The organism is Intrasporangium oryzae NRRL B-24470 (assembly GCF_000576595.1).
GTDB lineage: Bacteria > Actinomycetota > Actinomycetes > Actinomycetales > Dermatophilaceae > Intrasporangium_C > Intrasporangium_C oryzae.
Genome location: NZ_AWSA01000054.1, coordinates 1 through 26630 on the forward strand (window position 1 = coordinate 1; position 26630 = coordinate 26630).

At 71.4% G+C, this 26630-nt stretch carries 28 protein-coding genes; 17 read left to right on the top strand and 11 right to left on the bottom strand.

All coding sequences use genetic code 11. The annotated features are described in order from the left end of the window. The 3 genes from N865_RS22845 to N865_RS18235 form a co-directional block, all read left to right on the top strand. On the top strand, positions 1-710 hold a 710-nt coding region (locus N865_RS22845; RefSeq protein ID WP_034809089.1), incomplete at its 5' end, for a PASTA domain-containing protein. Between the two features lie 93 nt (positions 711-803). Continuing rightward, a complete protein-coding gene (locus N865_RS18230; protein ID WP_034809090.1) occupies positions 804-2504 on the top strand; it encodes a DUF885 domain-containing protein in 1701 nt (566 codons plus the stop codon). Between the two features lie 88 nt (positions 2505-2592). Next, positions 2593-3276 carry a Maf family protein gene (locus tag N865_RS18235; RefSeq protein WP_034809093.1) on the top strand — a complete coding sequence of 228 codons (684 nt, stop codon included), beginning with the start codon at positions 2593-2595 and terminating at the stop codon, positions 3274-3276. A 51-nt stretch (positions 3277-3327) separates the two neighbouring features. Here N865_RS18235 and N865_RS18240 read toward each other — a convergent pair whose 3' ends face one another. Genes N865_RS18240 through N865_RS18250 form a run of 3 tightly spaced genes read right to left on the bottom strand, consistent with a single transcriptional unit; the run spans position 3328 to position 7373 of the window. Then, positions 3328-4635, bottom strand: a complete 1308-nt coding sequence (locus N865_RS18240; protein WP_245603837.1) for a hypothetical protein — start codon at positions 4633-4635, stop codon at positions 3328-3330. Further along, positions 4589-6172 carry an acyl-CoA carboxylase subunit beta gene (locus N865_RS18245; RefSeq protein ID WP_034809095.1) on the bottom strand — a complete coding sequence of 528 codons (1584 nt, stop codon included), beginning with the start codon at positions 6170-6172 and terminating at the stop codon, positions 4589-4591. Before N865_RS18245 ends, N865_RS18240 begins: the two co-directional genes overlap by 47 nt. Before the next feature lie 13 nt (positions 6173-6185). Continuing rightward, positions 6186-7373 carry an acyl-CoA dehydrogenase family protein gene (locus tag N865_RS18250; RefSeq protein ID WP_034809098.1) on the bottom strand — a complete coding sequence of 396 codons (1188 nt, stop codon included), beginning with the start codon at positions 7371-7373 and terminating at the stop codon, positions 6186-6188. 245 nt (positions 7374-7618) lie between these two features. On the opposite strand from N865_RS18250, the gene N865_RS18255 reads away from it, so the two are divergent. The 4 genes from N865_RS18255 (at position 7619) to N865_RS21985 (ending at position 10211) form a co-directional block, all read left to right on the top strand. Further along, positions 7619-7978, top strand: coding sequence for a MerR family transcriptional regulator (locus tag N865_RS18255; RefSeq protein WP_034809131.1), 360 nt, complete (start codon positions 7619-7621; stop codon positions 7976-7978). Positions 7979-8056: 78 nt separating this feature from the next. Then, positions 8057-8935: a sulfurtransferase gene (locus tag N865_RS18260; RefSeq protein WP_034809099.1), complete on the top strand. Its 879-nt coding sequence runs from the start codon at positions 8057-8059 to the stop codon at positions 8933-8935. 10 nt (positions 8936-8945) lie between these two features. Continuing rightward, on the top strand, positions 8946-9410 hold the full coding sequence (locus N865_RS18265; protein WP_034809101.1) for a SufE family protein: 465 nt from the start codon (positions 8946-8948) through the stop codon (positions 9408-9410). A gap of 165 nt (positions 9411-9575) precedes the next feature. Continuing rightward, entirely contained in the window at positions 9576-10211 is a 636-nt protein-coding gene (locus N865_RS21985; RefSeq protein ID WP_051511000.1) for a helix-turn-helix domain-containing protein, read from the top strand. Between the two features lie 57 nt (positions 10212-10268). On the opposite strand, the gene kynA is transcribed toward N865_RS21985, so the two are convergent. Both kynA and N865_RS21990 read right to left on the bottom strand, forming a co-directional pair. Continuing rightward, the gene (kynA, locus tag N865_RS18275) at positions 10269-11135 is read right to left on the bottom strand and encodes a tryptophan 2,3-dioxygenase (protein WP_034809103.1); all 867 of its coding nucleotides are present in this window, start codon (positions 11133-11135) and stop codon (positions 10269-10271) included. Between the two features lie 20 nt (positions 11136-11155). Beyond that, positions 11156-11671, bottom strand: a complete 516-nt coding sequence (locus N865_RS21990; RefSeq protein ID WP_051511003.1) for a DUF3806 domain-containing protein — start codon at positions 11669-11671, stop codon at positions 11156-11158. A 155-nt stretch (positions 11672-11826) separates the two neighbouring features. On the opposite strand from N865_RS21990, the gene N865_RS18285 reads away from it, so the two are divergent. Further along, positions 11827-13614: an acetyl/propionyl/methylcrotonyl-CoA carboxylase subunit alpha gene (locus N865_RS18285; RefSeq protein ID WP_034809105.1), complete on the top strand. Its 1788-nt coding sequence runs from the start codon at positions 11827-11829 to the stop codon at positions 13612-13614. Between the two features lie 32 nt (positions 13615-13646). Here N865_RS18285 and N865_RS18290 read toward each other — a convergent pair whose 3' ends face one another. Continuing rightward, positions 13647-13973: a hypothetical protein gene (locus N865_RS18290; RefSeq protein ID WP_051511005.1), complete on the bottom strand. Its 327-nt coding sequence runs from the start codon at positions 13971-13973 to the stop codon at positions 13647-13649. A gap of 118 nt (positions 13974-14091) precedes the next feature. Here N865_RS18290 and N865_RS18295 point away from each other — a divergent pair, with 118 nt between their 5' ends. Beyond that, complete coding sequence (locus tag N865_RS18295) at positions 14092-14310, top strand: hypothetical protein (protein WP_034809108.1); 219 nt, start codon at positions 14092-14094, stop codon at positions 14308-14310. A 90-nt stretch (positions 14311-14400) separates the two neighbouring features. Here the strand turns inward: N865_RS18295 and N865_RS18300 are convergent, their stop codons facing one another. Next, positions 14401-15804 (bottom strand): NAD(P)H-quinone dehydrogenase, encoded by a 1404-nt coding sequence (locus N865_RS18300; protein WP_034809110.1) that lies wholly within the window; start codon positions 15802-15804, stop codon positions 14401-14403. An 85-nt stretch (positions 15805-15889) separates the two neighbouring features. Further along, positions 15890-16066 (bottom strand): hypothetical protein, encoded by a 177-nt coding sequence (locus tag N865_RS22850; RefSeq protein WP_157557771.1) that lies wholly within the window; start codon positions 16064-16066, stop codon positions 15890-15892. A 143-nt stretch (positions 16067-16209) separates the two neighbouring features. Here N865_RS22850 and N865_RS21995 point away from each other — a divergent pair, with 143 nt between their 5' ends. The 3 genes from N865_RS21995 to N865_RS18315 are packed head-to-tail and all read left to right on the top strand — an operon-like array spanning position 16210 to position 19375. After that, positions 16210-16860 (top strand): TetR/AcrR family transcriptional regulator, encoded by a 651-nt coding sequence (locus N865_RS21995; RefSeq protein ID WP_051511007.1) that lies wholly within the window; start codon positions 16210-16212, stop codon positions 16858-16860. Continuing rightward, complete coding sequence (locus N865_RS18310) at positions 16857-17690, top strand: purine-nucleoside phosphorylase (protein WP_034809113.1); 834 nt, start codon at positions 16857-16859, stop codon at positions 17688-17690. The genes N865_RS21995 and N865_RS18310 overlap by 4 nt, the downstream gene beginning before the upstream one ends. Next, entirely contained in the window at positions 17690-19375 is a 1686-nt protein-coding gene (locus tag N865_RS18315) for a phospho-sugar mutase (RefSeq protein ID WP_034809115.1), read from the top strand. The genes N865_RS18310 and N865_RS18315 overlap by 1 nt, the downstream gene beginning before the upstream one ends. A gap of 29 nt (positions 19376-19404) precedes the next feature. Here N865_RS18315 and N865_RS18320 read toward each other — a convergent pair whose 3' ends face one another. After that, positions 19405-20055, bottom strand: coding sequence for a PH domain-containing protein (locus N865_RS18320; protein WP_034809117.1), 651 nt, complete (start codon positions 20053-20055; stop codon positions 19405-19407). Between the two features lie 126 nt (positions 20056-20181). On the opposite strand from N865_RS18320, the gene deoC reads away from it, so the two are divergent. From deoC to N865_RS18345, 5 genes are read left to right on the top strand one after another with little or no spacing between them, the layout of a single operon-like run. Further along, positions 20182-21168, top strand: a complete 987-nt coding sequence (gene deoC / locus N865_RS18325) for a deoxyribose-phosphate aldolase (RefSeq protein ID WP_034809120.1) — start codon at positions 20182-20184, stop codon at positions 21166-21168. A gap of 33 nt (positions 21169-21201) precedes the next feature. Further along, positions 21202-22686, top strand: a complete 1485-nt coding sequence (locus tag N865_RS18330) for an aldehyde dehydrogenase family protein (protein ID WP_034809122.1) — start codon at positions 21202-21204, stop codon at positions 22684-22686. Continuing rightward, complete coding sequence (locus N865_RS18335) at positions 22683-23573, top strand: aldehyde dehydrogenase family protein (protein ID WP_034809125.1); 891 nt, start codon at positions 22683-22685, stop codon at positions 23571-23573. The genes N865_RS18330 and N865_RS18335 overlap by 4 nt, the downstream gene beginning before the upstream one ends. 12 nt (positions 23574-23585) lie before the next feature. Then, a complete protein-coding gene (locus N865_RS18340) occupies positions 23586-24239 on the top strand; it encodes a uridine kinase family protein (RefSeq protein ID WP_051511010.1) in 654 nt (217 codons plus the stop codon). A 2-nt stretch (positions 24240-24241) separates the two neighbouring features. Then, positions 24242-24931, top strand: a complete 690-nt coding sequence (locus N865_RS18345; protein ID WP_034809143.1) for an aspartate/glutamate racemase family protein — start codon at positions 24242-24244, stop codon at positions 24929-24931. 14 nt (positions 24932-24945) lie between these two features. On the opposite strand, the gene N865_RS18350 is transcribed toward N865_RS18345, so the two are convergent. Then, positions 24946-26103 carry an adenosine deaminase gene (locus N865_RS18350; protein ID WP_034809128.1) on the bottom strand — a complete coding sequence of 386 codons (1158 nt, stop codon included), beginning with the start codon at positions 26101-26103 and terminating at the stop codon, positions 24946-24948. Further along, positions 26100-26471 carry a cupin domain-containing protein gene (locus N865_RS18355; RefSeq protein ID WP_034809144.1) on the bottom strand — a complete coding sequence of 124 codons (372 nt, stop codon included), beginning with the start codon at positions 26469-26471 and terminating at the stop codon, positions 26100-26102. The genes N865_RS18350 and N865_RS18355 overlap by 4 nt, the downstream gene beginning before the upstream one ends. Positions 26472-26630: the final 159 nt, after the last annotated feature.

Here is a 26630-nt window from a genome sequence, read left to right on the forward strand (position 1 = left end):
CCCCCTACCCGGCAGCGCCCCCGACGGCCGACGGTGCGGTCGGCGCTGGCCCGACGCGACGACCCGCTCACGACGCCCGACGGCGCGACCCCGGCCGCGGCGCCCTCGTGTGGGGGCTCGGGGCGGTCGTCGTGGCCCTCGTCGCGACCCTGGTGTTCGTGCTGCTCCCGGGCTCCGATGCCACTCCCACGGCCGCAGGCGGAACCCGTCCCTCGGCGACCTCGCAGGCTCCGTCCACGCGGGCCACGAGCACCACGCCCCCCGACGGGCGCACCGTGCCCAGCGGCGTCGTCGGGAGCCAGCGCGACGCGGCCGTGCAGCAGCTCATCGGTCTCGGTGTCAGCGTGCGATGGGTGCTCGTGCGCTCGACGCACCCGGAGGGCACCGTGCTCGGGACCTTCCCCGGCGAAGGTGAGCCGATGAAGCGCGGGCAGACCGTCGCCCTGGTCGTCAGCCGGGGCAACGCCCCCGACCACGCCAACACGTCCTTCGTCGTCCCCGACGGCCTCGTCGGCACGGATGCCAAGGCCGCGACGGAGCGCCTCGGGCACGAGGACGTGCGCGTCACCCGAGTGACGATCCCGTCGGGCGACGGCGGCGGCCAGGTGCTCGGGACGTGGCCGTCGGCGGGGCAGCAGACGGCCGACGGCGTCGTCGTTCTCGTCGTCTCGGGCGGAGGCAAGGGCGACTCCTCGAACAGCAGCGACTGACGCTCCCCCCGACCGACAGCGTCGAGGGGCGGGACCGAGAAGGGCCGAGGCCACGCGACCATCCGGCCCCGCACGTGGGATACGTTCGGCCTCGTGACTGCCATCCCAGCCCCCGAGGCGCCTCGCCAGCAGACCGATGTCGACCGGATCGCCGACTCGTACCTCGACGCCCTCGTCACCCTCAGCCCGATCACGGCCACCAACCTCGGCATCCCCGGCCACGAGGAGGAGCTCGACGACCTCTCGCCGGCCGGTCTCGCCGCCCACTCCGACCTGCGCCGGAAGACGCTCGCGGCGCTCGCCGGCGCGGCGCCCGTCGACGACGTCGACCGGGTCACCGTCGCCGCGATGACCGAGCGCCTCGAGCTGTCCGAGGAGCGGTATGCCGCCGGTCTCGACGCGATGGACCTCAACGTCCTCGCCTCGCCCGTGCAGGCCGTGCGCGACGTCTTCGATCTCATGGCGCAGGACACCCAGGACGACTGGCGGACCGTTGCCGTCCGCATGGCCAGGATCCCGGCGGCGCTCGACGGCTACCGGCAGTCCCTGCTGTCCGCGCGCGACAACGGCCAGGTGTCGCCGCGCCGGCAGGTGACCGCCTGCGCCGAGCAGACCCGTGACCTCGTCGCCGACGACGGCTACTTCGCCAAGCTCGTCGCCGACGCCAAGGCCGGCGACGAGCCACTCGACGAGGGCGTCCGGGCCGAGCTCGCCGATGCGGCGAAGGCGGCGTCAGCGGCATACGGCGACCTGGCCGACTTCCTCGAGCGCGAGCTGCTGCCGCACGCCCCCGAGGCGGACGCGTGCGGCCGCGAGCGCTACGCGCTCGAGTCTCGCTACTTCCTCGGGGCCACGGTCGACCTCGAGGAGACCTACCGCTGGGGCCAGGCGGAGGTGGCCGCCCTCCACGCGGAGATGGCGCAGATCGCCGATGGACTCGAGGCGGGCGCGTCCGTCGAGCGCGGAGTCGAGATCCTCGACGCCGACGAGCGCTACCAGCTCCACGGCACCGACGCCCTCAAGGCCTGGATGCAGGAGCGGGCCGACGAGGTCATCGCCGAGCTCGCCGACGTCCATTTCGACATCCCCGAGCCGGTCCGCCGGATCGAGTGCCTGATCGCCCCGACCCAGACGGGCGGGATCTACTACACCGGGCCGAGCGACGACTTCAGCCGCCCCGGGCGCATGTGGTGGTCGGTGCCCAAGGGCAACACCGAGTTCAAGACGTGGAGCGAGCTGACGACCGTCTATCACGAGGGTGTCCCCGGCCACCATCTCCAGGTCGCCCAGACCGTCTATCGGTCCGAGCTGCTCAACCGGTGGCGGCGCCTCGAGTCGTGGACCTCGGGCCACGGCGAGGGTTGGGCGCTCTACGCCGAGCGGCTCATGGCCGAGCTCGGCTACATGGACGACCCGGGCAACCGGATGGGCTGGCTCGCCGGACAGTCGCTCCGTGCGGCGCGCGTCGTCATCGACATCGGCGTCCACTGCGGGTTCGAGGCGCCGGAGGAGGTCGGCGGCGGCGAGTGGACCTACGACAAGGCGTGGACGTACCTCACCCGCTACGGCTTCATGGACGAGAAGGTCCTGCGGTTCGAGCTCAACCGCTACCTCGGCTGGCCCGGTCAGGCGCCCAGCTACAAGATCGGCGAGCGCCTCTGGCTCCAGCTCCGTGACGAGGTCAAGCGCCGCGAGGGTGACGCCTTCGACCTCAAGGCCTTCCACCGCCGCGCCCTCGACCTCGGCGGCGTTGGGCTCGACACCCTCCGCTCGGCCGTTCTCGGCGAGGCCTGAGGCGTCGCCGGGCGCGGTCGGCACCGGCTCGAACCGAGCGGCCGGATCCGTCACGGACGGGTCCGGCCGCTCGGCTACTCTCGGCGCTATGCCGCCGAGCCTGCTTCCCGAGTCCGCCCCCGTCACGCTCGTGCTCGCCTCGGCCTCCCCGGCCCGCCGCACGACTCTCCGCGCCGCCGGCGTCGAGCCGCTCATCATGGTGAGCGACGTCGACGAGGACCTCGCGGTCGCCGAGGCGCTCGAGCGCTACGGCCGGCTCGATCCCGCCGACGTCGCCCTGCTCCTCGCGCGGGCCAAGGCCGAGGACGTCGCCTCCCGCAGCAACGTGTCGGCCCTCGTCCTCGGCTGCGACTCCGTCCTCGAGCTCGACGGGGAGGTCCACGGCAAGCCCGCCGACCCGGCCGAGGCGGTGACGCGCTGGCGTCGGATGCGCGGTCGGTCCGGCGTCCTGCACACGGGCCACTGGCTCGTCGACGACCGTGAGGACGGCGCGGGCGCGACGCTCGGGGCGACGGCGTCGACCACGGTCCACTTCGCCAAGCTCTCCGACACGGAGATCGAGTCCTACGTCGCGACGGGCGAGCCGCTGGTCGTCGCCGGCGCCTTCACGGTCGACGGACTCGGCGGCGCGTTCGTCACGGCCATCGAGGGCGACTACCACAACGTCGTCGGCCTGTCCCTGCCGCTGCTGCGCGAGTTGCTCGCCGACGCCGGGGTCGAGTGGTTCGACGTCGTCGGCGGTGTGGGAGCGAGCGACGACGACGAGGAGTGAGCGCCCAAGGGTCGTGCGGTCGGCCTTCGGGCCGTCAGGGCCTACGACCGGTCAGGGGTAGAGGTCGTCGGTGAGGTTCTCGATGACGAGGTAGTGCTCGAGCCACCACCACATCTGGACGGCTCCGACGACGACGATCCCGGCCAGGAGCCAGTAGCGCCACCGCTCCCACCAGCGCAGCTTGAGGAACCACGCGATGACGAGCGTGAACGGGAAGGCGAGCAGGGCGTAGCGGACCCGGCTCGGGGTGGTGCTCGTCACGAGGATGATGTAGGCGGGGTAGGCGCCCGCCCAGCCCCAGATCTCCGGGCCCCAGCGCCAGGAGTTCTTCGTGAGCATGAACCACGCGAAGGCCGCGACGCCGAGGACCCCGAGCAGCTGCCCCCAGATGCCCCAGTACGCGTAGAGCAGGTTCCACCACATGTAGAGCTTGACCTTGGTCTGGATGTTCCAGGCCAGCATCGTCTCTTCGTAGGCGTTGGGGGTGTCGGTCGCGATCGCCACGATCTTCGGCCAGAGGAAGGTCAGGGCGCCGGCGTATGCCGCGAGCGCCGCCATCCCCCAGCGGAACCGCTTCGGGTGGGGCCCCTCGTCGCCCTGCCACCAGCGCACGACCGCGTGGGCGGTGATCACCGGCACCATCGCGATGACGACGTTGCGGCTGAGGGAGAGCACGAGCAGGGCGGGAACGACCCAGGCGTAACGGCGCGCCCGGAGCAGCAGGAGCACCACGACGACCATGAGCAGGGCGAGCGACTCGGTGTAGGACGCCGAGAACACCGGCGAGGCGATGTAGAAGCAGGTCGCCACGACCGCGACGATCGCCTCCCAACGCCCGACAGCCTGGTCGACGAGCTTGAAGAGGAAGTACATCGCCGCGAAGCCGATGAGCGTCGAGAGGATCGGAGCCACGACGACGAACGGCAGGCCGGTCACCTTCATGATCGCTCCGGCGGTGAGCGGGAAGACCGGGAAGAAGGCCCACGGGTTCATGTCGATCCCGCCCCAGCCGGCCCGCGGGAGCACGGCCGGGTAGCCGTTCTCCGCGATGACGCGATACCACTGGCCGTCCCAGTTCGTCATCGCCGACAGGTAGCCCGGGGACGCGGGCAGCGGGAAGAAGATGCGGATGTTCGGGGTCCCGATGGGCAGGGCGATCTGGTTCCGGGCCAGGACGATGCCGGCGACGAGCACGTAGATCCGCGAGACGGCATACACCGCGAGGGGGAACCAGAACGCGAACCGCCGGTAGAACGGCTGCCGGCGCTCGGCGTCGCGGTCGGGGTTCTCGAGGGCGTGGGCCAGGCGGGACTCAGACAGGTGGGACCGCACGGCGGCGTTCGCTGAAGTGACGGTCACGCCGGGAAGCATAGGCCAGACGGCGGATCAGGTCGGAACGCAGTTCGTCGGCCTCGATGATCGAGTCGAGCACGAGATCGGCCGCCAGCCGCTCGATGTCGACGTCCTCCTCGTACTCCCTGCGCCGGTCCGCGACGAAGCGTTCGCGATCGTCGGGATCGGTGATCTCGGCGATCTTGTTCGCGTACACCGCGTTGACCGCGGCCTCCGGGCCCATCACGGCGATGCGGGCCGTCGGCAGCGCGATCGTCGCGTCGGGCGCGAAGCCCGGGCCGCCCATCGCGTAGAGGCCGGCACCGTACGCCTTGCGCACGACGATGCAGAACTGCGGGACCGTCGCCGACGCGACGGCGCTGACCATCTTGGCGCCGTGGCGGATGATCCCGCCGCGCTCGACCTCGGAGCCGATCATGAACCCGGGCACGTCGGCCAGGTAGACGAGCGGGATGCTGAAGGCGTCACAGAGCCAGATGAAGCGGGCCGCCTTGTCGGCGCTGTCGGTGAAGAGGACTCCGCCCTTGACCATCGAGTTGTTGGCGACGATGCCCACGGTCTGTCCATCGAGCCGGCCGAAGCCGATGACGAGCTCGGCGGCCCAGAGCGGCTTGAGCTCGAAGAAGGAGTCGTCGTCGACGAGACCCTCGATGACGTCGTGGATGTCGAAGGGCACGGACTCGCGCTCGGGCACGGTGTGCCGGGTCAGCGGCTCGGCCGGATCCTCGGGGTGGTAGGTCGGGGGCTGGTCACGCCAGCTGCCGGGCACGTAGGAGAAGTAGAGCTTGGCGAGCTCGATGGCCTCCTCGTCGTCGTTCGCGAGGAGGTCGCCGACCCCGGAGACGGTGCAGTGCATCCGTGCGCCGCCCATCTCCTCGAGCGTGACCTTCTCGCCCACGACCATCTCGGCCATCCGGGGGCTGCCGAGGTACATCGACGCGTTGCCCTCGACCATGATGATGAGGTCGCAGAAGCTCGGGATGTAGGCGCCGCCTGCGGCGCTCGGGCCGAAGAGGCAGCAGATCTGGGGCACCTTGCCCGAGAGGGCGACCTGGTTGTGGAAGATCCGGCCGGCGCCGCGCCGGCCCGGGAACATCTCGACCTGGTCGGTGATCCGCGCCCCGGCCGAGTCGACGAACCAGAAGACGGGCAGCTCCTCGCGCAGTGCCATCTCCGTCGCGCGGACGATCTTCTCGACGGTGCGCGCCCCCCAGGATCCGGCCTTGACGGTGGGGTCGTTGGCGATGACGATCGCGGGGCGCCCGTCGACGGTGCCCCGGCCGGTGACGACGCCGTCGGCCGGCAGCCCGGGCTGGGTCGCGTTGGCGTAGCGTCCGTCCTCGACGAAGGATCCCTCGTCGAAGAGCAGGGCGATGCGGTCGCGGACGTAGATCTTCCCCTGCGCGTCGAGCTTCGCCTGCGCCTTGTCGGGGGCCGAGGCCGAGGCGGCGTATGCCGCACTGAGCCGGGCCCGCACGTCGGCGACCCGGGGGTCGGCGAGCGGGTCGGTCGCGATGGCGCTCGGGAGGTCGGAGGACGGCATACGACGGCTCCTCTCAGGCCTGCGGGAGACCGAGGCCGCGGGCGATGAGCATGCGCTGGACCTCGGAGGTGCCCTCGCCGATCTCGAGGATCTTGGCGTCGCGGTAGAAGCGGGCGACGGGGAACTCCTCCATGAACCCGTTGCCGCCGAACACCTGGGTCGCGATGCGCGTCGCCGTGACGGCCGCCTCGGTCGAGTAGAGCTTGGCGATCGCTGCGGCGTGCTTGACCTCCTTGACGGAGCGGCGGCCCGCGTGGAGCTCGTCCTTGAGCCAGGCGGCCTTGTACGTCAGCATCCGGGCGCCCTCGACCATGACGGCGAGGTCCGCGATCTGGAAGGCGATCCCCTGGTTGACGCCGATGGGCCGGCCGAAGGCGGTGCGCGTCTTCGCATAGTCGGTTGCGAGCTCGAGGCAGGCCTGCGCGCACCCGACGGCGAGCGCGGAGATCGCGATGCGCCCGTCGTCGAGGGTCTTGAGGAACTGCTTGAACCCCTCACCCTCCGCGCCGAGGAGGTTGCCGGCCGGGACCCGGCAGCCCTCGAAGGTGAGGCCGTGCGTGTCGGAGACGTGCCAGCCGAGCTTGTGATACGCGGGTTCGACCGTGAAGCCGGGGGTGCCCGCCGGGACGAGGATCGCCGAGATCTGCGCGGTGCCGTCGTCCTCGGTGCCCGTCCGGGCGGTCACCGTGACGACCGAGGTGATGTCGGTGCCCGAGTTGGTGATGAACGCCTTGGCGCCGCTGATGACCCACTCGTCGCCGTCGCGGACGGCCTTCGTGCGCGTCGCGCGTGCGTCGGAGCCGGCCTCGGGCTCGGTCAGGCCGAACCCGGCGAGCGCCCGGCCCGCGACGAGGTCCGGGAGGAAGCGTTCCTTCTGCTCGTCGTTGCCGAAGGTGAGGATCGGGTTGATCCCGAGCCCCACCCCGGCCGAGAGCGTGATGCCGATCGACTGGTCGACGCGGCCGAGCTCCTCGATGGCCACGCAGAGGCTCGTGAAGTCGCCGCCGCCTTCTCCGGCGCTGCCGCCGTACTCCTCCGGGACGACGAGCCCGAAGAGCCCGAGGTCGCCCATCTTGGGCACGAGATCGGTCGGGAAGTAGGCGTCGGCATCCCACTTGGCGATGTTCGGGGCGACCTCCTTCTCGGCGAAGTCCCGGACGACCTTGCGGAAGTCCTCGTGGTCCTGGCTCAGCTCGAACATCGGTGTTCCCTTCGCGGAGGCGCAGCACGTGCTCGTGGCACTGCTTGACGTTGACGTAAACGTAAAGCAAGATCGGTCGCATGACAAGCCGCAGTGCACCCGCCGATGCAGCGGCGCACCCGACGCCGACCGACGCGTCGCAGGTGGCCACCGCCGAGGATGCGTCGGGGCCGCATTCGCCGGGGACCCAGGCGGCGCTCCCTGAGCCCTCCGCCCCCGTCCCGCTCGCGGGCCGGACGTGGACGATCGCCCAGGTCGCCGAGGAGTTCGGCGTGACGCACCGCACGGTCCGCCACTACGAGGACCTCGGCCTCATCACGCCGGAGCGCCGGGGCACGACGCGCGTCTACCACCGGCGCGACCGGACCCGGCTCGCCCTCATCCTCCGCGGCAAGCGGCTTGGCTTCCCGCTCGAGGAGATCCGCACGATCATCGACCTCTTCGACGCCCCCCGGGGGCGCCGCACGCAGCTCGAGTACGTCCTCGGGCAGATCGACGAGCGTCGAGCGGACCTCGAGCAGCGGTTGCGCGACGTGCAGGACGCCATCGCCGAGCTGGGCCAGTTCGAGCGGGCCTGCCGCGACGACCTCGAGCGGCTCGGCTGAGGGGCAGCGTCGCCGTCGAAACCCGGCGTTATGGAGACCCCTAGGAACGCTGACCGGTCTGCGTGACACGATGAGGGCATGACTGCTGAAGACGCGAAGATCTCGGCCTACGCCCACCCCGAGCGCCTCGTCACGACGGAGTGGCTCGCGGAGCAGATCGCGGCCGGCCGTGTCGGCGGCCCCGACGGCATCGCCCTGCTCGAGTCGGACGAGGATGTTCTCCTCTACACCACGGGTCACATCCCCGGCGCGATCAAGATCGACTGGCACGTCGATCTCAATGACCCGGTCAACCGTGACTACATCGACGGTGCCCGCTTCGCCGAGGTGCTCGGCTCGCGCGGCATCTCGCGCGACACGACGGTCGTCATCTACGGCGACAAGAGCAACTGGTGGGCGGCCTACGCCCTGTGGGTCTTCAGCCTCTTCGGCCACGAGGACGTCCGCCTCCTCGACGGAGGTCGCGCGAAGTGGATCGCGGAGGGCCGCGAGCTGACCCGTGAGGTCCCCGAGCCGACCCCCGTCGAGTACCCGGTGGCCGAGCGCGACGACGCGCCGATCCGCGCGTTCAAGGATGACGTCCTCGCCCACCTCGGCACGCCGCTCGTCGACGTCCGCTCCCCGGGTGAGTACACCGGCGAGCTGCTCCACATGCCCGACTACCCCCAGGAGGGCGCCATGCGCGGAGGCCACATTCCGGGCGCCAAGTCGGTGCCGTGGGCCCGCGCGGCCAACGACGACGGCAGCTTCAAGTCCCGCGAGGAGCTCGAGGCGATCTACCTGACGGAGCAGGGTCTCAGCCCGCAGGACGACGTCGTGGCCTACTGTCGCATCGGCGAGCGCTCGTCGCACACGTGGTTCGTCCTCACGCACCTGCTCGGCTTCGACTCGGTGCGCAACTACGACGGCTCGTGGACCGAGTGGGGCAACGCCGTCCGAGTCCCGATCGAGAGGTGACGAGCCGACGATGAGCTCCCCCGCCCCCACTCCCCTCCCGCCGTCCCTGGCCGAGATCGCCGAGGACTTCAGCTCCGCGAGCAACGACCTCAAGCTCCAGCTGCTCCTCGAGTTCAGCGACGAGCTGCCCGGCCTGCCCGAGCGGTATGCCGGTCACCTCGACCAGCTCGAACGTGTCGACGAGTGCCAGTCGCCGCTCTTCCTCACCGTCGAGGTGGAGGACGGGACCTCGCTCGACGACCGGCCCGTCCACCTCTTCTTCGACGCTCCGGCGGAGGCCCCGACGACGCGCGGCTTCGCCGGGATCCTCCACGAGGGCCTCGACGGGCTCACCGCGGCGGAGGTGCTCGCGGTGCCCGACGACGCCCCGATGCGGTTCGGCCTGGCCGAGGCCGTCTCCCCGCTGCGCATGCGCGGCATGGTCGCGATGCTCGCCCGCATCAAGCGCCAGGTCCGGGCCAAGACCGCCGCCTGACGCGCCCTGCCCGCATGCGCTACGGCACTGCCCACCAATCCTGGGCAGTGCCGTAGCCCCCGCCACCCAACCCGCCGCACCCCTTACGGCACTGCCCACCGATCCTGGGCAGTGCCGGAGCCCCCGGCTGATGGCACTGTCGGCGGTGGCTGGCACGGTTCGGACATGACGGAGAACTCGAAGGAGCTCGACTGGGCCGAGACCGGCCTGCCCGGCCGTTTCGTCGCACGCGCGAGGCGCATGGCCGACCTCAGCCAGCGAGAGCTGGCGGCCGCGGTCGGGGTCTCCCACGGCACCATCGCACGGATCGAGGCGGGCAAGGGCCACACGAGCCCGACCGTGCTGTCGGCCATCCTGCGCGTCGCGGGGCTGCGGCTCGTGGTCGTCGACGAATCCGGACGCGAGGTCGGGCCCGTCCCAGCCGACGCCGTGCGCGACAACGCCGGTCGCCGCTTTCCCGCGCACCTCGACGTCGCTCCGCCGGACCGGGAGCCGCGCGAACGTCGTGAGTCACCGCGTTACGACCGCCTGGAGGCCCGCGCGTGGTACCACCGGCGCGAGGAGCGTGACCGGCAGCGCAACGTGAGCCCCGTCCTCGCCGAGGAGGACCACCCGACGGTTCCCGACCTGGCCCGTCGTCGTCGGCTCATCCGAGGGCCCCAGCCGCGCGTGACCGCTCCCCCGACGCCTCTCATCGAGTGCACGTGCCCCGACGGCTGCTACCTCGAGGCTGCCTGCCTCACCGGGTGTCCCTGCCAGTGCGAGCCCGCACACGGCGGTGACGACCGTCGCGCGGGCTGACGACACCGGGTTCCGCCTGCCGAGCCCGACCACCCCGTCTGCTCGGGACGACCCGGGTCACTGACCGATCCGCGTCCGCACCTCGTAGAGCTCCGGGAAGAAGGTGAGATCGAGAGCCCGACGCAGGAAGTCGACACCGCTCGACCCACCCGTGCCCACCTTCTGGCCGATCGTGCGCTGGACGACCTGCAGGTGCCGGAAGCGCCACTGCTGGAAGTTGTCCTCGACGTCCACCAGCTCCTCGCACGTCTCGTAGACCCCCCAGTGCTCGTGGGGGGCGGCATACACCTGGGCGAAGACCTCGACGAGCTGCTCGTCGAGGCGGTAGGGCTGGGACCAGTCACGGGCGAGCAGTCCGGCCGGGACGGCATACCCGCGCCGGGAGAGGTAGGCGAGGAACTCGTCGTAGAGGCTCGGCTCGTGGAGCAGCGCGTCGAGAGCGCTCCGCGCTGCCTCGTCGTGGGAGAAGACCGCGACCATGTCGGCGTTCTTGTTGCCGAGGAGGAACTCGACCTCGCGATACTGCGCCGACTGGAAGCCCGAGCTCGTGGCGAGGAACGGCCGGATCTCGGCGTACTCGCTGGGCGTCAGCGTCGCGAGCACGGACCACTGGTCGGTCAGCGTGTGCTGGATGTGCTTGACGCGCGCCAGACGCTTGAGCGCCGGTGCCAGCTCGTCGCCACGCAGCAGGTCCCGCGCGGAGCGCAGCTCGTGGATGAGCAGCTTGAGCCAGAGCTCCGACGTCTGGTGCTGGATGATGAAGAGCAGCTCGTCGTGCTGCGGAGGCTCGCTGAGGGGGCGCTGCGCCGCGAGGAGCTGGTCGAGGCACAGGTAGTCGCCGTAGGACATCTTGCGCGTGAAGTCGCGCTCGATTCCCTCCTCGAGATCTCTCCGGCTCGTGCGGTCAGGGGTGGCGGGGTCCATCCCGCGATCCTAGGGTCCGGTCAGGAGGCCCGCGGCCGAAGGCCGACGAGATGGCCCACCACGCCGGGAATCCACCCCAGCTCGCCGCGCATCCAGCGCGCTCCGACGAGGTTGTGCGGGACGATCACGGTGTCGGCACGCGCGTCGACCAAGCCCAGGTCGGTGCCGAAGACGTCCGTGACGACCCCCCACTCACGGTAGCTGTGCCGGGCCAGGTGCTCGCCGATGGCGACCGCGTACAGGTCGACGACCGCGTCGGGGCCCTCCGCGTCGGGGTTCGCCGTCCAGCGCGTGTAGGCCGCGTCGTACGCTGCCCCGATCGAGGCGAGGTCGTCGATGTCGATGCCCTCCTCCGCAGCCTTCTCCAGCGAGGCGAGGACACGCGAGCGCTCGTACTCGGTGAGCGGACGGGACTCCGGACGACCGGTGTGCATCTCGGTCACGTCGTCCTCGTCGCCCTCCCAGTCGGGAGCATCGACGTCCGGCCCGGGGGCGGGAGCGGGTTGATCCTTGCTCTTGCGGGAGAACAGGCCCATGACGGGAATCTACTGCCCGGCGCGCCGGTTCGTATGCCGCTGAGCGGGCCGCCCGGCACACGAACCCTCGTGTGTGCTCGACCTCACGCGACGACCACCGAGGAGTCTCGCCGGCTCACGGGGCGGGGCTGGATCCAGCCGCTAGGCTCCGGCCCATGGCATCCATCAGCAAGGTCCTGATCGCAAACCGTGGTGAGATCGCCGTCCGCGTCGCGCGGGCGTGCAAGGACAGTGGGATCGCATCGGTTGCGGTCTACGCCGAGCCGGACCGGGATGCCCTGCACGTCAAGGTCGCCGACGAGGCGTACGCCCTCGGCGGCGCCACCCCCGGAGACAGCTACCTCCGCCAGGACAAGCTCCTCGAGATCGCGAAGCAGGCCGGCGCCGACGCCGTCCACCCGGGCTACGGCTTCCTCGCCGAGAACGCCGGCTTCGCGCAGGCCGTCATCGATGCGGGCCTCGTCTGGATCGGTCCTGGACCCGCGGCCATCGACGCCCTCGGCGACAAGGTCAAAGCCCGCCACATCGCGACGAAGGCGGGCGCGCCGCTCGTGCCCGGCACGAAGGACCCGGTGGGCGGCGCCGACGAGGTCGTCGCGTTCGCGCAGGAGCACGGCCTGCCCGTCGCGATCAAGGCCGCATACGGCGGTGGCGGCCGCGGTCTCAAGGTGGCCCGGACGATCGAGGAGATCCCCCACCTCTACGACTCCGCGGTCCGCGAGGCCGTGACGGCGTTCGGGCGCGGCGAGTGCTTCGTCGAGCGTTTCCTCGACCACCCGCGCCACGTCGAGACCCAGTGCCTCGCCGACAAGCACGGCAACGTCGTCGTCGTGTCGACCCGCGACTGCTCGCTCCAGCGCCGCAACCAGAAGCTCGTCGAGGAGGCGCCCGCGCCGTTCCTCACCGAGGAGCAGCACACCGAGCTCCTCCGGGCGAGCAAGGCGATCCTCAAGGAGGCCGGCTACGTCGGCGCCGGCACGTGCGAGTTCCTCGTCGGTCCCCAGGGCGACATCAGCTTCCTCGAGGTCAACACCCGTCTGCAGGTCGAGCACCCGGTGACCGAGGAGGTCACCGGCATCGACCTCGTCCGCGAGCAGTTCCGGATCGCCAACGGCGAGACCCTCGACTACCCCGACCCCGAGCCGCACGCCCACTCGATCGAGTTCCGCATCAACGGTGAGGACGCCGGCCGCGGCTTCCTGCCCGCCCCCGGAACGGTGGCCGTCTACCGCACCCCGTCGGGCCCGGGCGTACGCGTCGACTCCGGCGTCGTCGAGGGCGACGTCATCGGCGGAGCCTTCGACTCCATGCTCGCCAAGCTCGTCATCACCGGACGGACCCGGCAGCAGGCCATCGAGCGGGCGCGCCGGGCCCTGGCCGAGTTCGAGGTCGAGGGCATGCCGACGGTCCTGCCCTTCCACCGGGCTGTCGTCGCCGACCCAGACTTCGCGCCGGCCGACCCGGCCGAGCCGTTCAAGGTCCACACGACGTGGATCGAGACCGAGTTCGTCAACACGATCCCGCCGTATGCCGGTGGGCCGGCTGCCGATGCCGGCGAGCCCGAGGAGCGCCAGACGGTCGTCGTCGAGGTCGGTGGCAAGCGGCTCGAGGTGTCCCTCCCCGGTGGCCTCTCGCTCGGCGGTGGCGCGGTCGGTGCGGGCGCGAAGAAGAAGGCCCCGAAGCGCTCGGCGAGCGGCCGGGCCGGCGGCGCGGCCTCCGGTGACTCCCTCACCGCGCCGATGCAGGGGACGATCGTCAAGATCGCCGTGGAGGAGGGCGCGACCGTCGCCGAGGGCGACCTCGTCATCGTCCTCGAGGCGATGAAGATGGAGCAGCCGATCACGGCGCACAAGGGCGGCGTCGTGACGGGGCTCAAGGCCTCCGTCGGCGAGACCGTGACGTCGGGCGCCGTCCTCGCCGAGATCAAGGAGCCGCAGGCCTAGCTTTTCCGAATCGTCCCGTTCGGGCCCCCCGCTCAGGGCCGGTTCGGCTGCCCGTCGCCCGGGAGGTCCTGCTCGCCGGGGACGGGCAGGTCGGGGATGTCCGGACCGGGCTCCTGCGGCACGTCCGCCGACGGTTCGTCCGACCAGTCCGGCAGGGGGCTGTCCGGGACGTCCGGCCCAGGCTCACCGGTCCAGTCCGGGGCAGGGGTGTCGGGCAGGTCCGGCAGGGGCTCGTCCGGGAGGTTCGGGACGGGCACGTCGGGCGCCTCCGGCATGTCGGGCACCGGCGTCGGCTCGGCCGGGCGCGGCTCCGGGTGGCCGAGGAGGAAGTCCTTCGCCCTACTGATCCAGTCGCTCATCGGTGTCCTCCGCGTGGGGGTATCGGCCTGGCATGGATGCGGCTCCGGGCTCCATCACCCTGGCGACCCAGCGGGGCCGCCGCTCAGGCCGAGGTTACGCCTCTGGCAGACTGCGGGTGTGATTGCTGCCCTGATCAGTCAGACCCCACCCCCGACCGGGTTCTCGCCGACGGGTCTGATCATCGTCCTCGTCGTCGCCGCGATCGTCTACCCGCTCCAGAAGAAGCTGCGCGAGTCGGTCTCCCGTGAGCGCAAGGAGCGGTGGGCGCGCGAGAACCCCGTCGACGTCATCCCGACCGAGCCGTCGCCACAGGACCTTGGCGAGGAGTCTTCCTGACCGGAGCCCGGGGCCCGGCCTCGGCCGGGCGAGACGGACGCGAGCGGCGACGCTCGGTAGCCGACCGTGCGTCGCCCAGCTCCCCGCGTCTTAGCCTGACTGGTGGAGCTGGCGGGCGGCCTCGGCGATCGACCCCGAGAGCGACGGGTAGACCGTGATCGTGCTCGCCACCTGGTCGACGCTGAGGCGGTTCTGCACCGCGAGCGCCACGGGATGGATGAGCTCGGAGGCGCGGGGTGCGACGACGACGCCACCGAGGACCGTGCCGTAGACCTTGCGGCAGAACAGCTTGACGAACCCGTCGGTGATGCCCTGCATCTTGGCCCGCGGGTTGCGTGCGAGAGGCAGCATCACGGACTCGACGTCGGGAGACTCGTCGGCCGTGCCCTGGCTGATGCCGACGGTCGCGATCTCGGGCTCGGTGAAGATGTTCGCGGCGACACCCCGGACGTTGAGCGGGGTGACGGCGTCGCCGAGAGCGTGCCACATGGCGATCCGGCCCTGCATGGCGGCGACGGAGGCGAGCGGGAGCACACCGGTGCAGTCGCCCGCGGCGTAGACACCCGTGACGCTGGTGCGGGAGACCCGGTCGACCTGGATGTGGCCGGACTCGGCGAGCTCGACCCCGATGTCCTCGAGGCCGAGGCCCCTGGTCTGCGGGACGGACCCGACGGCGAGGAGCGCGTGGGAGCCCTCGACGGTGCGCCCGTCGGTCAGCGTGACGACGACGCCGGACTCGGTCCGCTCGACGCTCGCCGCACGCGACCGGCTGAGGACCTCCATGCCGCGCTTGCGGAACACGTCCTCGATGACGGTCGCAGCGTCGGCGTCCTCCCCCGGCAGGACCCGGTCGCGCGACGACACGAGGACGACCTCCGAGCCGAGGCCGAGGTAGGCCTGGGCGAGCTCGGCGCCGGTGACGCCGGATCCGATGACGACGATCCGCTCCGGGAGCTCGTCGAGCGCGTAGATCTGCTGCCACGTGAGGATGCGCTCGCCATCGGGGACGGCGGTCGGCATCACCCGCGGGGTGGCTCCCGTGGCAACGAGGACGACGTCGGCGGCGAGCTCGAGACTCTGGCCGTCGGTCGTCTCCGCCCGGACGAGGTCACGGCGCTCGATGCGACCGACGCCGCGCAACACCGTGACGCCGGCACGCTCGAGGCCGGCGTGGATGTCGGAGCTCTGGGCCGCGGCCAGCTCGAGGATCCGGTCGTTGACGGTGTCGGCCTCGGCGACGGCGTCCGAGACCTCGTCGCCCTCGCGGTCCTGGAGGCGCACGCCGAGGCGGGAGGCCACCTCGAAGTCGGACATGTAGTCGGCGGTCGCGATGAGGGCCTTGCTCGGGACGCAGTCGGTGAGCACGGCCGCGCCGCCGAGACCGTCCTTCTCGATGATCGTGACCCGTGCGCCCAGCTGGGCTGCGACGAGTGCGGCCTCGTACCCACCGGGGCCGCCGCCGACGATGACGACTCTTGTCTCTCGCGTGATCACCGGTCCATCCAACCATTCCCTCGACGGGCGGCTCCGCGGGTCTGTCCCCGGTCAGACGCCCGCTCCCCCGCGCCGCGGCCCCTGGTCAGTGGCCCCAGGCCAGGTGGCGATAGTAGACCCGGACGGGCAGGCCCGCCCGGACCCGCAGGGCCCGGTTGCGCAGCAGGAACACCCCTGTGGCTCCGGCGGCGAGGGCCACCGCGAGTGCCGCGACGGCGAAGACGAGCACGATGTAGGGCGTGATTCCGGTGAGGATCTCCATGACGAACTCTTTTCTTCAAATGTAGAAACCTTCTACTTTTGTAGAATATGTCGCTCCCCGCGCGCCGGCAAGACGGCCGATACGCTCGATGCATGCGTCGTGCCGCGAGCCCGGCGCCCGATCGCGACGGACGAGGACATCCCATGCCAGACCGGTCCACTCCCCTGTCCCCCCGCATGCACGACCTGCTCGAGGCCGCCGTCTCGGTGGTCGCCTCCGGAGGCCTCCGCGGCCTGACCCACCGCGCCGTCGACGCCCGTGCCGGCCTCCCCCTCGGGACGTGCTCCGCCTACCTCAGGACGCGCCTCGCCCTCCAGACGGCGCTCGCGCAGTACGTCGCCGACCGGCTCGCCGACGACATCACCGCCCTCTCCAAGCGCCTCGCGAAGCGGCCCGGCGACTCCGGGTACGCCGCCGATCAGACGACCGCGCTCTTCGTCGCCTGGCTCGACGACCGCGACCTCGTCGTGGCGCGGCTCGAGCTCTCCCTCGAGGCGGCCCGCGAGCCGGCCCTCGCCGAGGTCTTCGCCGCCTGGCGCGAACAGCTCCTCGACGTCGTCGGCGAGACCGTGAGCCGGAGCGGCCGCGCGAACCCGCGGGCCCAGGCCGAGGCCACGGTCTCCGCACTCGAGGGGGTCCTGCTCGCAGCCCTGCTCAAGCCCCCCACAGAGTGTGGGACCTTCGTCGGCGACACGGTGTCCACGCTCCTCGGCGCGCTCGCGGCATACACGCGTGACTCCGGCGCCCTGAACGCACCCGTGCCCCGGCAGGCCCTCGGTAGAGTCCCAACGTGACTACCGCACCCCTCGACCTCAACGACCCGGCCACCGACCCCTTCGACGTGGCGGCCCGGGCCGCGGCCGTCATCGCGGAGCGCACCGGTGCCGACCACCACGACGTGGCGCTCGTCCTCGGCTCCGGGTGGGGCCAGACGGGCGACCTGATCGGTGCGACGCTCGCCACGGTCGACAACGCAGACGTGCCCGGCTTCCACCGCGCGGCCGTCGCCGGCCACTCCGGCAGCATGCGCTCCGTCGCGATCGGCGACACGGGGCGCCGGGCCCTCGTCTACGGCACGCGCACCCACTTCTACGAGGGGCGTGGCGTGCGGTCGGTCGTTCACGCCGTCCGGACCGCCAGCGCGGCGGGGTGCACGACGATCGTGCTCACCAACGGCTGCGGGGGGCTCAACCCCTCGTGGGGGCCGGGGACACCCGTTCTCATCCGCGACCACATCAACCTCACGGCCGCCTCGCCCCTCGAGGGCGCGACGTTCGTCGACCTCACCGACCTCTACACGCCGCGGCTTCGGGAGATCGCCAAGGAGGTCGACCCGGGCCTCGACGAGGGCGTCTACGTCCAGTTTCGCGGGCCGCACTACGAGACACCCGCCGAGGTGCAGATGGCCAAGGTCATCGGTGGTGACCTCGTCGGCATGTCGACGACCCTCGAGGCGATCGCCGCCCGCCAGTGCGGGATGGAGGTCCTCGGCATCTCGCTCGTGACCAACCTCGCGGCCGGCATCTCCGAGACCCCCCTCAGCCACGCGGAGGTCCTCGAGGCGGGTCAGGCCGCCGCGGAGCGGTGCGGCCGTCTCCTCGCCGACGTGGTGGGGCGGATCTGATGGCCACGACGGTCGACGAGCCGTCGCTGTATGCCGCTGCGCAGGCCTGGCGCGACGACGACCCGGACGCGGTGACCCGGTCCGAGCTGGACCTGCTCGTCGAGGCAGCCCGGGGTGGGGACCACGCGGCCCTCCGCGACCTCGCCGACCGGTTCTCCGGCATGCTCGAGTTCGGGACGGCCGGCCTGCGTGGCGCGCTCGGGGCCGGGCCCAACCGGATGAACCGCAGCGTCGTCATCCGCGCCGCCGCCGGCCTGACTGCCTTCCTCCAGGCCGAGGGAGGGGCCGGTCCCGCGCCGACGGTCGTCGTCGGCTTCGACGCCCGTCACAACTCGGACGTGTTCGCGCGGGACACTGCCGCCGTGGTCGTCGCGGCGGGCGGCCGCGCGTTCGTGCTGCCCGAGCCCCTGCCCACCCCGGTCCTCGCCTACGCCATCCGCCACCTCGGGGCCGACGCCGGGGTCATGGTGACGGCGAGCCACAACCCGCCCCGGGACAACGGCTACAAGGTCTACCTGGGCGACGGGAGCCAGATCGTGCCGCCCTCGGACGGCCTCATCGCCGCGCACATCGACCGGGTCGACCGGGTCGCCGACGTCACACGGGCCGCCGACGGGTGGGAGACCCTCGGCCCGGGCCTGCTCGACGACTACCTCGACGCGGTCGTCACCGTCCTCGATCCCACCTCGGCGCGGGACCTCTCCATCGTCCACACCAGCCTGCACGGCGTCGGGCACGCAACGGTCCGCGAGGCCTTCGTCCGGGCCGGGTTCGCCGCACCGGACGCCGTCGGCGAGCAGGCGCGTCCCGACCCGGAGTTCCCCACGGTCGCGTTCCCCAACCCGGAGGAGAAGGGCGCCATCGACCTTGCCCTCGCCCGCGCCCGCGAGGTCGGCTGCGACCTCGTCATCGCCAACGACCCCGACGCCGACCGCTGCGCGGCGGCCGTCCTCGACCCGGCCGTCGGCGGCTGGCGGATGCTCCGTGGCGACGAGGTCGGCGCCCTGCTCGGTGCCCACGTCGTCGTCCGTGGGGTGGCGCCGACCGACGTCTTCGCCAACTCGATCGTCTCCTCTCGGCTGCTCGCCTCGATCGCGGCGGCCGCCGGCATCCGCCATGAGGAGACGCTCACGGGCTTCAAGTGGATCTCCCGTGTCGAGGGGCTGCGCTACGGCTACGAGGAGGCCCTCGGCTACTGCGTCGCCCCGGGGCTCGTCCGCGACAAGGACGGCGTCAGCGCCGCGCTCCTGCTCGCCGAGCTCGCCGCCGGGCTGAAGGCACAGGGCCGGACCCTCGTCGACCTCCTCGACGACCTGGCCGTCGCGCACGGCGTCCACGCCACCGACTCGTTCTCCGTCCGGGTCTCCGACCTCGCCCAGATCGACCCGCTCATGCAGCGGCTGCGCACCGACGCACCCGCCACGGTGGCCGGCCTGGACGTGACGCGCATCGACGACCTCAGCCGGGGCGACGGCGGGCTGCCGCCGACCGAGGGTCTGCGGTGGTTCCTCGCCGACGACTCGCGCGTGATCGTCCGGCCGAGTGGTACGGAGCCCAAGGTCAAGGTCTACCTCGAGGTCATCGAGCCCGTGGCGGGTCCCGACCACCTGGTCACGGCCCGAGCAGAGGCCGACCGCCGGCTCTCGGCGATCCGGGCCGAGCTGGAGCGGCTCACCGCGCTCTGAGGTTGGGCTGCCCGTCACCGACCGCGTCGTCAGGCGACGAAGACGGCAATGACGAAGAAGGCAACAGCGCTGAGGAGTGCGCCGACCGCCAGCGGGTCCCAGGCCTGCACAGCGATGACCGGAGTCTGACCGTCCTTGCGCAGGCGGTCGGCGGCGATCCGGGCATCGACCTCGGCGGCGACGGTCTGCGCCTCGATCTTGGGTCGACTGTCTCCCGCGGGCACCTGGCGTCCGCCCATCACCTTGTTGGCGCCGGAGGTGAACATCCCGCGTCCGTAGCGCGGCCGGGCCGGGTCGGCGGGGACACCCCACGCGGTGTAGCGCGCCCCGCCCGAGAAGAGCTCGAGGGCCCAGCGCGATCGCACCTCCTCGATGGCGGGCCAGGTGAGGTCGGCCGTGCGAAGGGGATTGACGAGCCGGATGCCCTCCGCATGGATCACCACACAGGGGCGGATGATGAAGAGCCAGAGCAGCACGAGAGCCATGACGACTGACGAGATGAGCGCCCAGCTGCGATCGGTCGCGAACAGCGCCAGGCCGAGCAGTATGAAGCCGCACACCGCCCCGAGGGCACCGATCACGAGGGCCGATCCCGGCCGCAGCGTCCTCGCGTCCCGGAACCCGGCCGAGGGGGCGGGCGACGGGGTGTCCGAGGGGGGCTCGGCGGCATACGGGCTCACGGGTCTCCTTCACGCGCGTGGAGCCTCGAGTCTCTCACGGAGGGTGCGGGCAGAAGTCCCGCAGGCCCCCGCCGGACCGTCCACGATGCGAACAGCCGCTGGACGAACCGTGGATAGACTCTCGGGGTGACTGTAAGCACTGCCGCCCGCACCGCACAGGACCTCGCGGCCGCGGCCAAGGACGTCCTCGGAGTCTCACGGCTGACGAACCACGCGCTCACGACCTGGCTGCACGGCCTGCCCGGCGTCGACCAGGTCGGGTGCGAGGCGCGCGCCGCGTCCCTCGGCACCCGCTCGATCAAGACGTCCGCGAAGGCCTGGGCCATCGACACCGCGATCGGCATGATCGACCTCACGACGCTCGAGGGCTCCGACACCGTCGGCAAGGTGCGCTCGCTCTGCGCGAAGGCCCTCGTCCCCGACCCGCTCGACCCGACGACTCCTCGGCCCGCGGCGGTCTGTGTCTACGGCGACATGGTCGCGACGGCCAAGGAGGCCCTGGCCGACAGCGGGATCCACGTCGCCGCGGTCGCCACGGCGTTTCCGTCGGGCCGGGCGAGCGTGCCGGTCAAGCTCCTCGACACCCGCGACGCCGTCAAGGCGGGCGCCGACGAGATCGACATGGTCATCGACCGCGGCGCCTTCCTCAGCGGCGACTACCTCACGGTCTTCAACCAGATCGCCGAGGTCAAGCAGGCCTGCGGCGACGCCCACCTCAAGGTGATCATGGAGACGGGCGAGCTCGTCACCTACGACAACGTGCGCCGCGCCTCCTACCTCTCGATGCTCGCCGGTGGCGACTTCATCAAGACCTCGACGGGCAAGGTGTCCCCGGCCGCGACCCTCCCGGTCACCCTCGTCATGCTCGAGGCGGTCCGCGACTGGCGCGAGCTGACCGGCGTTCAGGTCGGGGTCAAGCCGGCCGGCGGCATCCGCACGACGAAGGACGCCATCAAGTACCTCGTCATGGTCAACGAGATCGCGGGCGAGGACTGGCTCTCCCCCGAGTGGTTCCGGTTCGGCGCGTCGAGCCTGCTCAACGACCTCCTCCTCCAGCGACAGAAGCTCACGACCGGCGCCTACTCCGGTCCTGACTACGTCACGATCGACTGAGCCGACAGGCCGAGACCCTTGGAAAGGCGTGTCATGCCCCCGTTCGAGTACGCACCCGCGCCGGAGTCGCGCGCGATCGTCACGATCGAGAAGTCGTACGGCCTCTTCGTCGACGGCGCGTTCACGCGCCCGAAGGCGCTCTTCCCGACGATCAACCCCGCCGACGAGTCGGTCCTCGCCGAGGTGAGCCAGGCGGGTCCCAAGGACGTCGACAAGGCGGTCGCCGCCGCCCGCCGCGCCTACGAGGGGGTCTGGGGGCGGATGAGCGGCGCGGAGCGCGGCAAGTACCTCTTCCGCATCGCCCGCATCCTCCAGGAGCGCGCCCGCGAGTTCGCGGTCCTCGAGACCCTCGACAACGGCAAGCCGATCAAGGAGACGCGCGACGTCGACGTCCCCATCGCTGCCGCGCACTTCTTCTACCACGCGGGGTGGGCCGACAAGCTCGAGTATGCCGGCCCGTCGCCCTCCGGGGCCGCGCCCCCGCGCCCCCACGGCGTCGTCGGCCAGATCATCCCGTGGAACTTCCCGCTCCTCATGCTCGCGTGGAAGATCGCGCCGGCGCTCGCGACCGGAAACACGGTGGTGCTCAAGCCCGCCGAGACGACGCCGCTGTCGGCGCTGCTCTTCGCGGAGGTGTGCCAGCAGGCCGACCTTCCCGCCGGCGTCGTCAACATCGTCACCGGCGACGGCACGACCGGCCAGGCGCTCGTCGAGCACCCCGACGTCGACAAGATCGCCTTCACCGGCTCGACCGAGGTCGGCAAGGCGATCGCCCGGTCCATCGCCGGCACCCCCAAGAAGGCGACGCTCGAGCTCGGCGGCAAGGCCGCCAACATCGTCTTCGACGACGCCCCGCTCGACCAGGCCATCGAGGGGATCGTCAACGGGATCTTCTTCAACCAGGGCCAGGTCTGCTGCGCCGGCTCGCGCCTGCTCGTCCAGGAGAGCATCCACGACCAGGTCGTCGCCAAGCTCAAGCGCCGGCTCGGGACCCTGCGCGTCGGAGACCCGATGGACAAGAACAGCGACCTCGGGGCGATCAACTCCCGCGCCCAGCTCGACCGGATCACCTCCCTCGTCGACGCGGGTGTCGCCGAGGGCGCCGAGCGCTGGAGCCCCGAGTGCTCACTGCCGGCCAAGGGGTTCTGGTTCCCGCCGACGGTGCTCACCGGCGTCTCGCAGACGCACCGCGTCGCGACCGAGGAGATCTTCGGACCGGTGCTTTCCGTGCTGACGTTCCGCACGCCGCAGGAGGCGGTCGCGAAGGCGAACAACACGGCATACGGGCTCTCCGCAGGCGTCTGGACCGAGAAGGGCTCGCGCATCCTCTGGATGGCCGACCAGCTGCGCGCCGGCGTCGTCTGGGCCAACACGTTCAACCGCTTCGACCCGACCTCGCCGTTCGGCGGCTACAAGGAGTCCGGCTACGGCCGCGAGGGCGGCCGGCACGGGCTGGAGGCCTACGTGACCACTGCACCCGCCAGCCTGTCCACCTCCGCGACGGGAGCCGTCCGATGAGCCGCCTCGACGTGCGCAAGACCTACAAGCTCTACATCGGCGGGAAGTTCACGAGGAGCGAGTCCGGCCGGTCGTATGCCGTCCAGTCGGCTTCCGGTGAGTTCCTCGCCAACGCGTCCATGGGCTCACGCAAGGACGTCCGTGACGCGGTCGTCGCAGCACGCGGGGCGCTCGGCGGGTGGGCCGGCGCCACGGCCTACAACCGCGGTCAGGTGCTCTACCGCGTCGCCGAGGTCCTCGAGGGCCGTCGGGCGCAGTTCATCGACGAGGTCGGTGCGGGTGAGGGCCTCTCGGCGCGGGCAGCAGGGGTCGTCGTCGACGCAGCGGTCGACCGGCTCGTCTGGTACGCCGGGTGGACCGACAAGATCGCCCAGGTCCTCGGCAACCTCAACCCCGTCGCCGGTCCGTTCTTCAACGTGTCGGCCCCGGAGCCGACCGGTGTCGTGGGCGTCCTTGCACCGCAACGGTCCTCGCTGCTCGGCCTCGTCTCGGTCGTGGCCCCCGTCATCGCGACGGGCAACACGGCCGTCGTCGTCACATCGGCCGCGCGACCACTCCCCGCCGTGACCTTCGGCGAGGTGCTTGCCACGTCCGACGTCCCCGGTGGGGTCGTCAACCTCATCACGGCCCAGACGGCCGAGGTGGCGCCGTGGCTCGCGGCGCACCGCGACGTCAACGCGATCGACCTGACCGGGGTCGCCGGGGCTGACGGCATCGACTGGGGGGCGCTCGAGGTGGCCGCGGCCGACAACGTCAAGCGCGTGCTGCGACCGGCGCTCGATGCCGGTGGCGCGCCGGTCGAGCCGGACTGGTCCGCCGATCCCGGGCTGACCCGCCTCCGGGCCTTTGTCGAGACCAAGACGGTCTGGCACCCCAAGGGCCTCTGAGGCCTTTTGCACGTGGACGCAGCGCACCACGCCGTCGACCCCCTCGCGCCCGAGGGACGCCGGCGGATCATCCTCATCACCGGCCCGAGCGGGGCGGGCAAGAGCCGCCTCTCCGCCCGGCTCAGCGACGCCCACGGTTGGCCGGTGGTCCGCCTCGACGACTTCTACCGCGAGCACGACGACCCGCACCTGCCTCGGTCGCCGCTGGGCATCCCCGACTGGGACCACGTCGACTCCTGGAACGCGCAGGCCGCCGTCGACGCCCTGCGCGAGCTGGTCGACGTCGGACACGTCGAGGTTCCCGTCTATGACATCGGCGCCTCGGCGGTGACCGGCCGCCACGTCGTCACGGCAGGTCGGGGTGACTACATCCTCGCCGAAGGTCTCTTCGCGGCGCGGCTCGTCGATCGGCTGGACGCCGAGAGCCTGCTCGCCGACGCGCTCTGCGTGCGCCAGAACCGCTACGTCACCGCGGCCCGACGCTTCGCCCGCGACCTGGCCGAGCGGCGCAAGCCGCCCCACATCCTCGTGCGCCGCGGTCTCGCGCTGCTGCGCGACGAGCCGCACGTGGTCGCCGCGGCCTCGGCCCAGGGCGCCCGACCGATCACGCCTCGCGAGGCCGAGAGCGCCTTGGCGACCCTCGTCTCCCGATCGAGAGGGATGTGACGGTGAGGCTGATCGGGATGCTCGGCGGCATGAGCTGGGAGTCGACGGCGGAGTACTACCGCCTCGCCAACGAGCTCGTCCGGGAACGGCTCGGCGGCCTCGCCTCGGCACGCGTGCTTATCCACTCGGTCGACTTCTCGGAGGTCGAGCGCATGCAGGCATCCGGAGACTGGGCGGCTGCCGGCGCGCTCCTCGCCGACGCGGCGGCGGGGCTGGAGGCGGGCGGGGCCGAGCTGCTCCTCCTCTGCACGAACACCATGCACAAGGTGGCCGAACCGATCGTGGCGGCGACGACCATCCCGCTGCTGCACATCGCCGACGTCACCGCCGGCGCCGTGCGAGCTGCGGGCCTCTCACGGGTAGGGCTGCTGGCCACGGGCTACACCATGGAGCAGGGCTTCCTCCGCGACCGTCTCGCCCGGCACGGGCTCACGGTGCTGGTGCCGGCCTCGGAGGACCGCTCCCTGGTCCACCGAGTCATCTACGACGAGCTCTGCCTCGGCATCGTCACCGAGGAGTCCCGTCAGGCCTACCGCGGCGTCATCGACCGCCTCGTCGGTGCTGGTGCCGAGGGCATCATTCTCGGGTGCACCGAGATCGAGCTGCTCATCGGGCAGGCCGACTCCCCCGTTCCTGTGTTCCCCACCACCCGGCTGCACGTCGAGGCGGCCGTCGCGGCCTCCCTGGCCTGACGGCGCACTCTCCGTCAGGTGGTCGGCGGACCCTCGTGACCGAGGGCGGCATACCCGGGTTTGATGACGTCGTCGATGAGCGCGAGACGCTCGTCGAACGGGATGAAGGCCGACTTCATCGCGTTGATCGTCACCCAGCGCAGGTCCTCCATCGTCCAGCCCGCCTCGGTGACGAGAAGGCCCGCCTCCTTCGACATCGACGTGTCGCTCATGAGGCGGTTGTCGGTGTTGAGCGTGACCCGGAAACGCAGCCGCTTGAGCAACGTGATCGGGTGCAGCGCGATCGACAGCGCCGCAGAGGTCTGCAGGTTGCTGCTCGGGCACATCTCGAGCGGGATGCGCATGTCGCGTACGTACGCAGCGAGTCGTCCCAGCGTCACGCGGCCGAGGTCGAGCTCGACCAGCGCGCCGGGCTCGTCCTGGACGGACTCGATCCAGTCGTTGAATGGCCGGCCGTCGACGGCGATGTCGTCGACGATCCGCACACCGTGACCGAGCCGGTCAGCCCCGCACCACTGAATGGCCTCCCAGATCGACGGGAGGCCGAAGGCCTCGCCCGCGTGGATCGTGAAGTGCGCGTTCTCACGCCGGAGGTACTCGAAGGCGTCCAGGTGCCGGGTGGGCGGGTAACCGGCCTCGGCACCGGCGATGTCGAACCCGGCCACGCCCTCGTCACGGTAACGCACCGCCAGCTCGGCGATCTCCGTCGACTTGGCCGCGTGGCGCATCGCCGTGAGCAGGGCGGTGACCCGGATCGGATGGCCCTCGGCTGCCGCCTTCGCCTCGCCGTCGCGGAAGCCCGCGTTGACGGCCTCGATGACGTCCTCGAGGGTGAGGCCTTCGACCAGGTGCTGCTCGGGCGCATAGCGGCTCTCGGCATAGACGACGCCGTCGGCAGCGAGGTCCTGGGCGCACTCACTCGCGACGCGGAAGAGCCCTTCGGCCGTCTGCATCACCGCGAGGGTCTGGTCGAACGTCTCGAGGTAACGAGGCAGCGAGCCCGAGTTGGCGCTGTCGCGGAACCAGAGCCGCAAGGCCTCGGCCTCCGTGGCGGGCAGCCCCGAGTAACCGACCGAGTCGGCCAGCTCGATGATCGTCTGGGGGCGCAGCCCACCGTCGAGATGGTCGTGAAGGAGCGCCTTGGGGGCGTGGCGCAGGTCGTCGGTCGTCACGCCTCGTCCTCACGGTGCACGGTCTCAGGGCTGAATGCCGGGAGGCACACGGCGACGTACTCTGCGCCCTCCGGCCCGCAGGAGTACCTGATCCGCTCGCCCCCGCGGGTGATGACACTCTGACCCGCGTCGACGATGAGCGTGCCGCCGTCGTGCTCGACGATGACCTGGCCCGCAAGGACCACGGTGACCTCGTCGAACTCCGGGGTCTGGAAGGGCTCGGACCAGCCGGCAGGCGCCTTCATGTGGGCGACTGAAACGGAGCTCTGCAGGCCGGCGTCGGGCGTGTTGACCGCCCCGACATGTTCGTCGATGACCTTGCCACCCGGAACGGGAATTGTCGTGGGCGAGGGAATGAGTTGAGGCACGGCCACAACCCTACGCCCTGCCCGTCTCGGACGTCCGGCGGTTCACGGCACCCCGGCAGGGGACCTGGAGTCGCACCCGAAGTGTGGTGCGGCGCCCTGCTTCTTGGCCGGGTGGGGGGGTGCACGTGTTTTCGGGTATGCGAAAGACGCCCCGGCCCG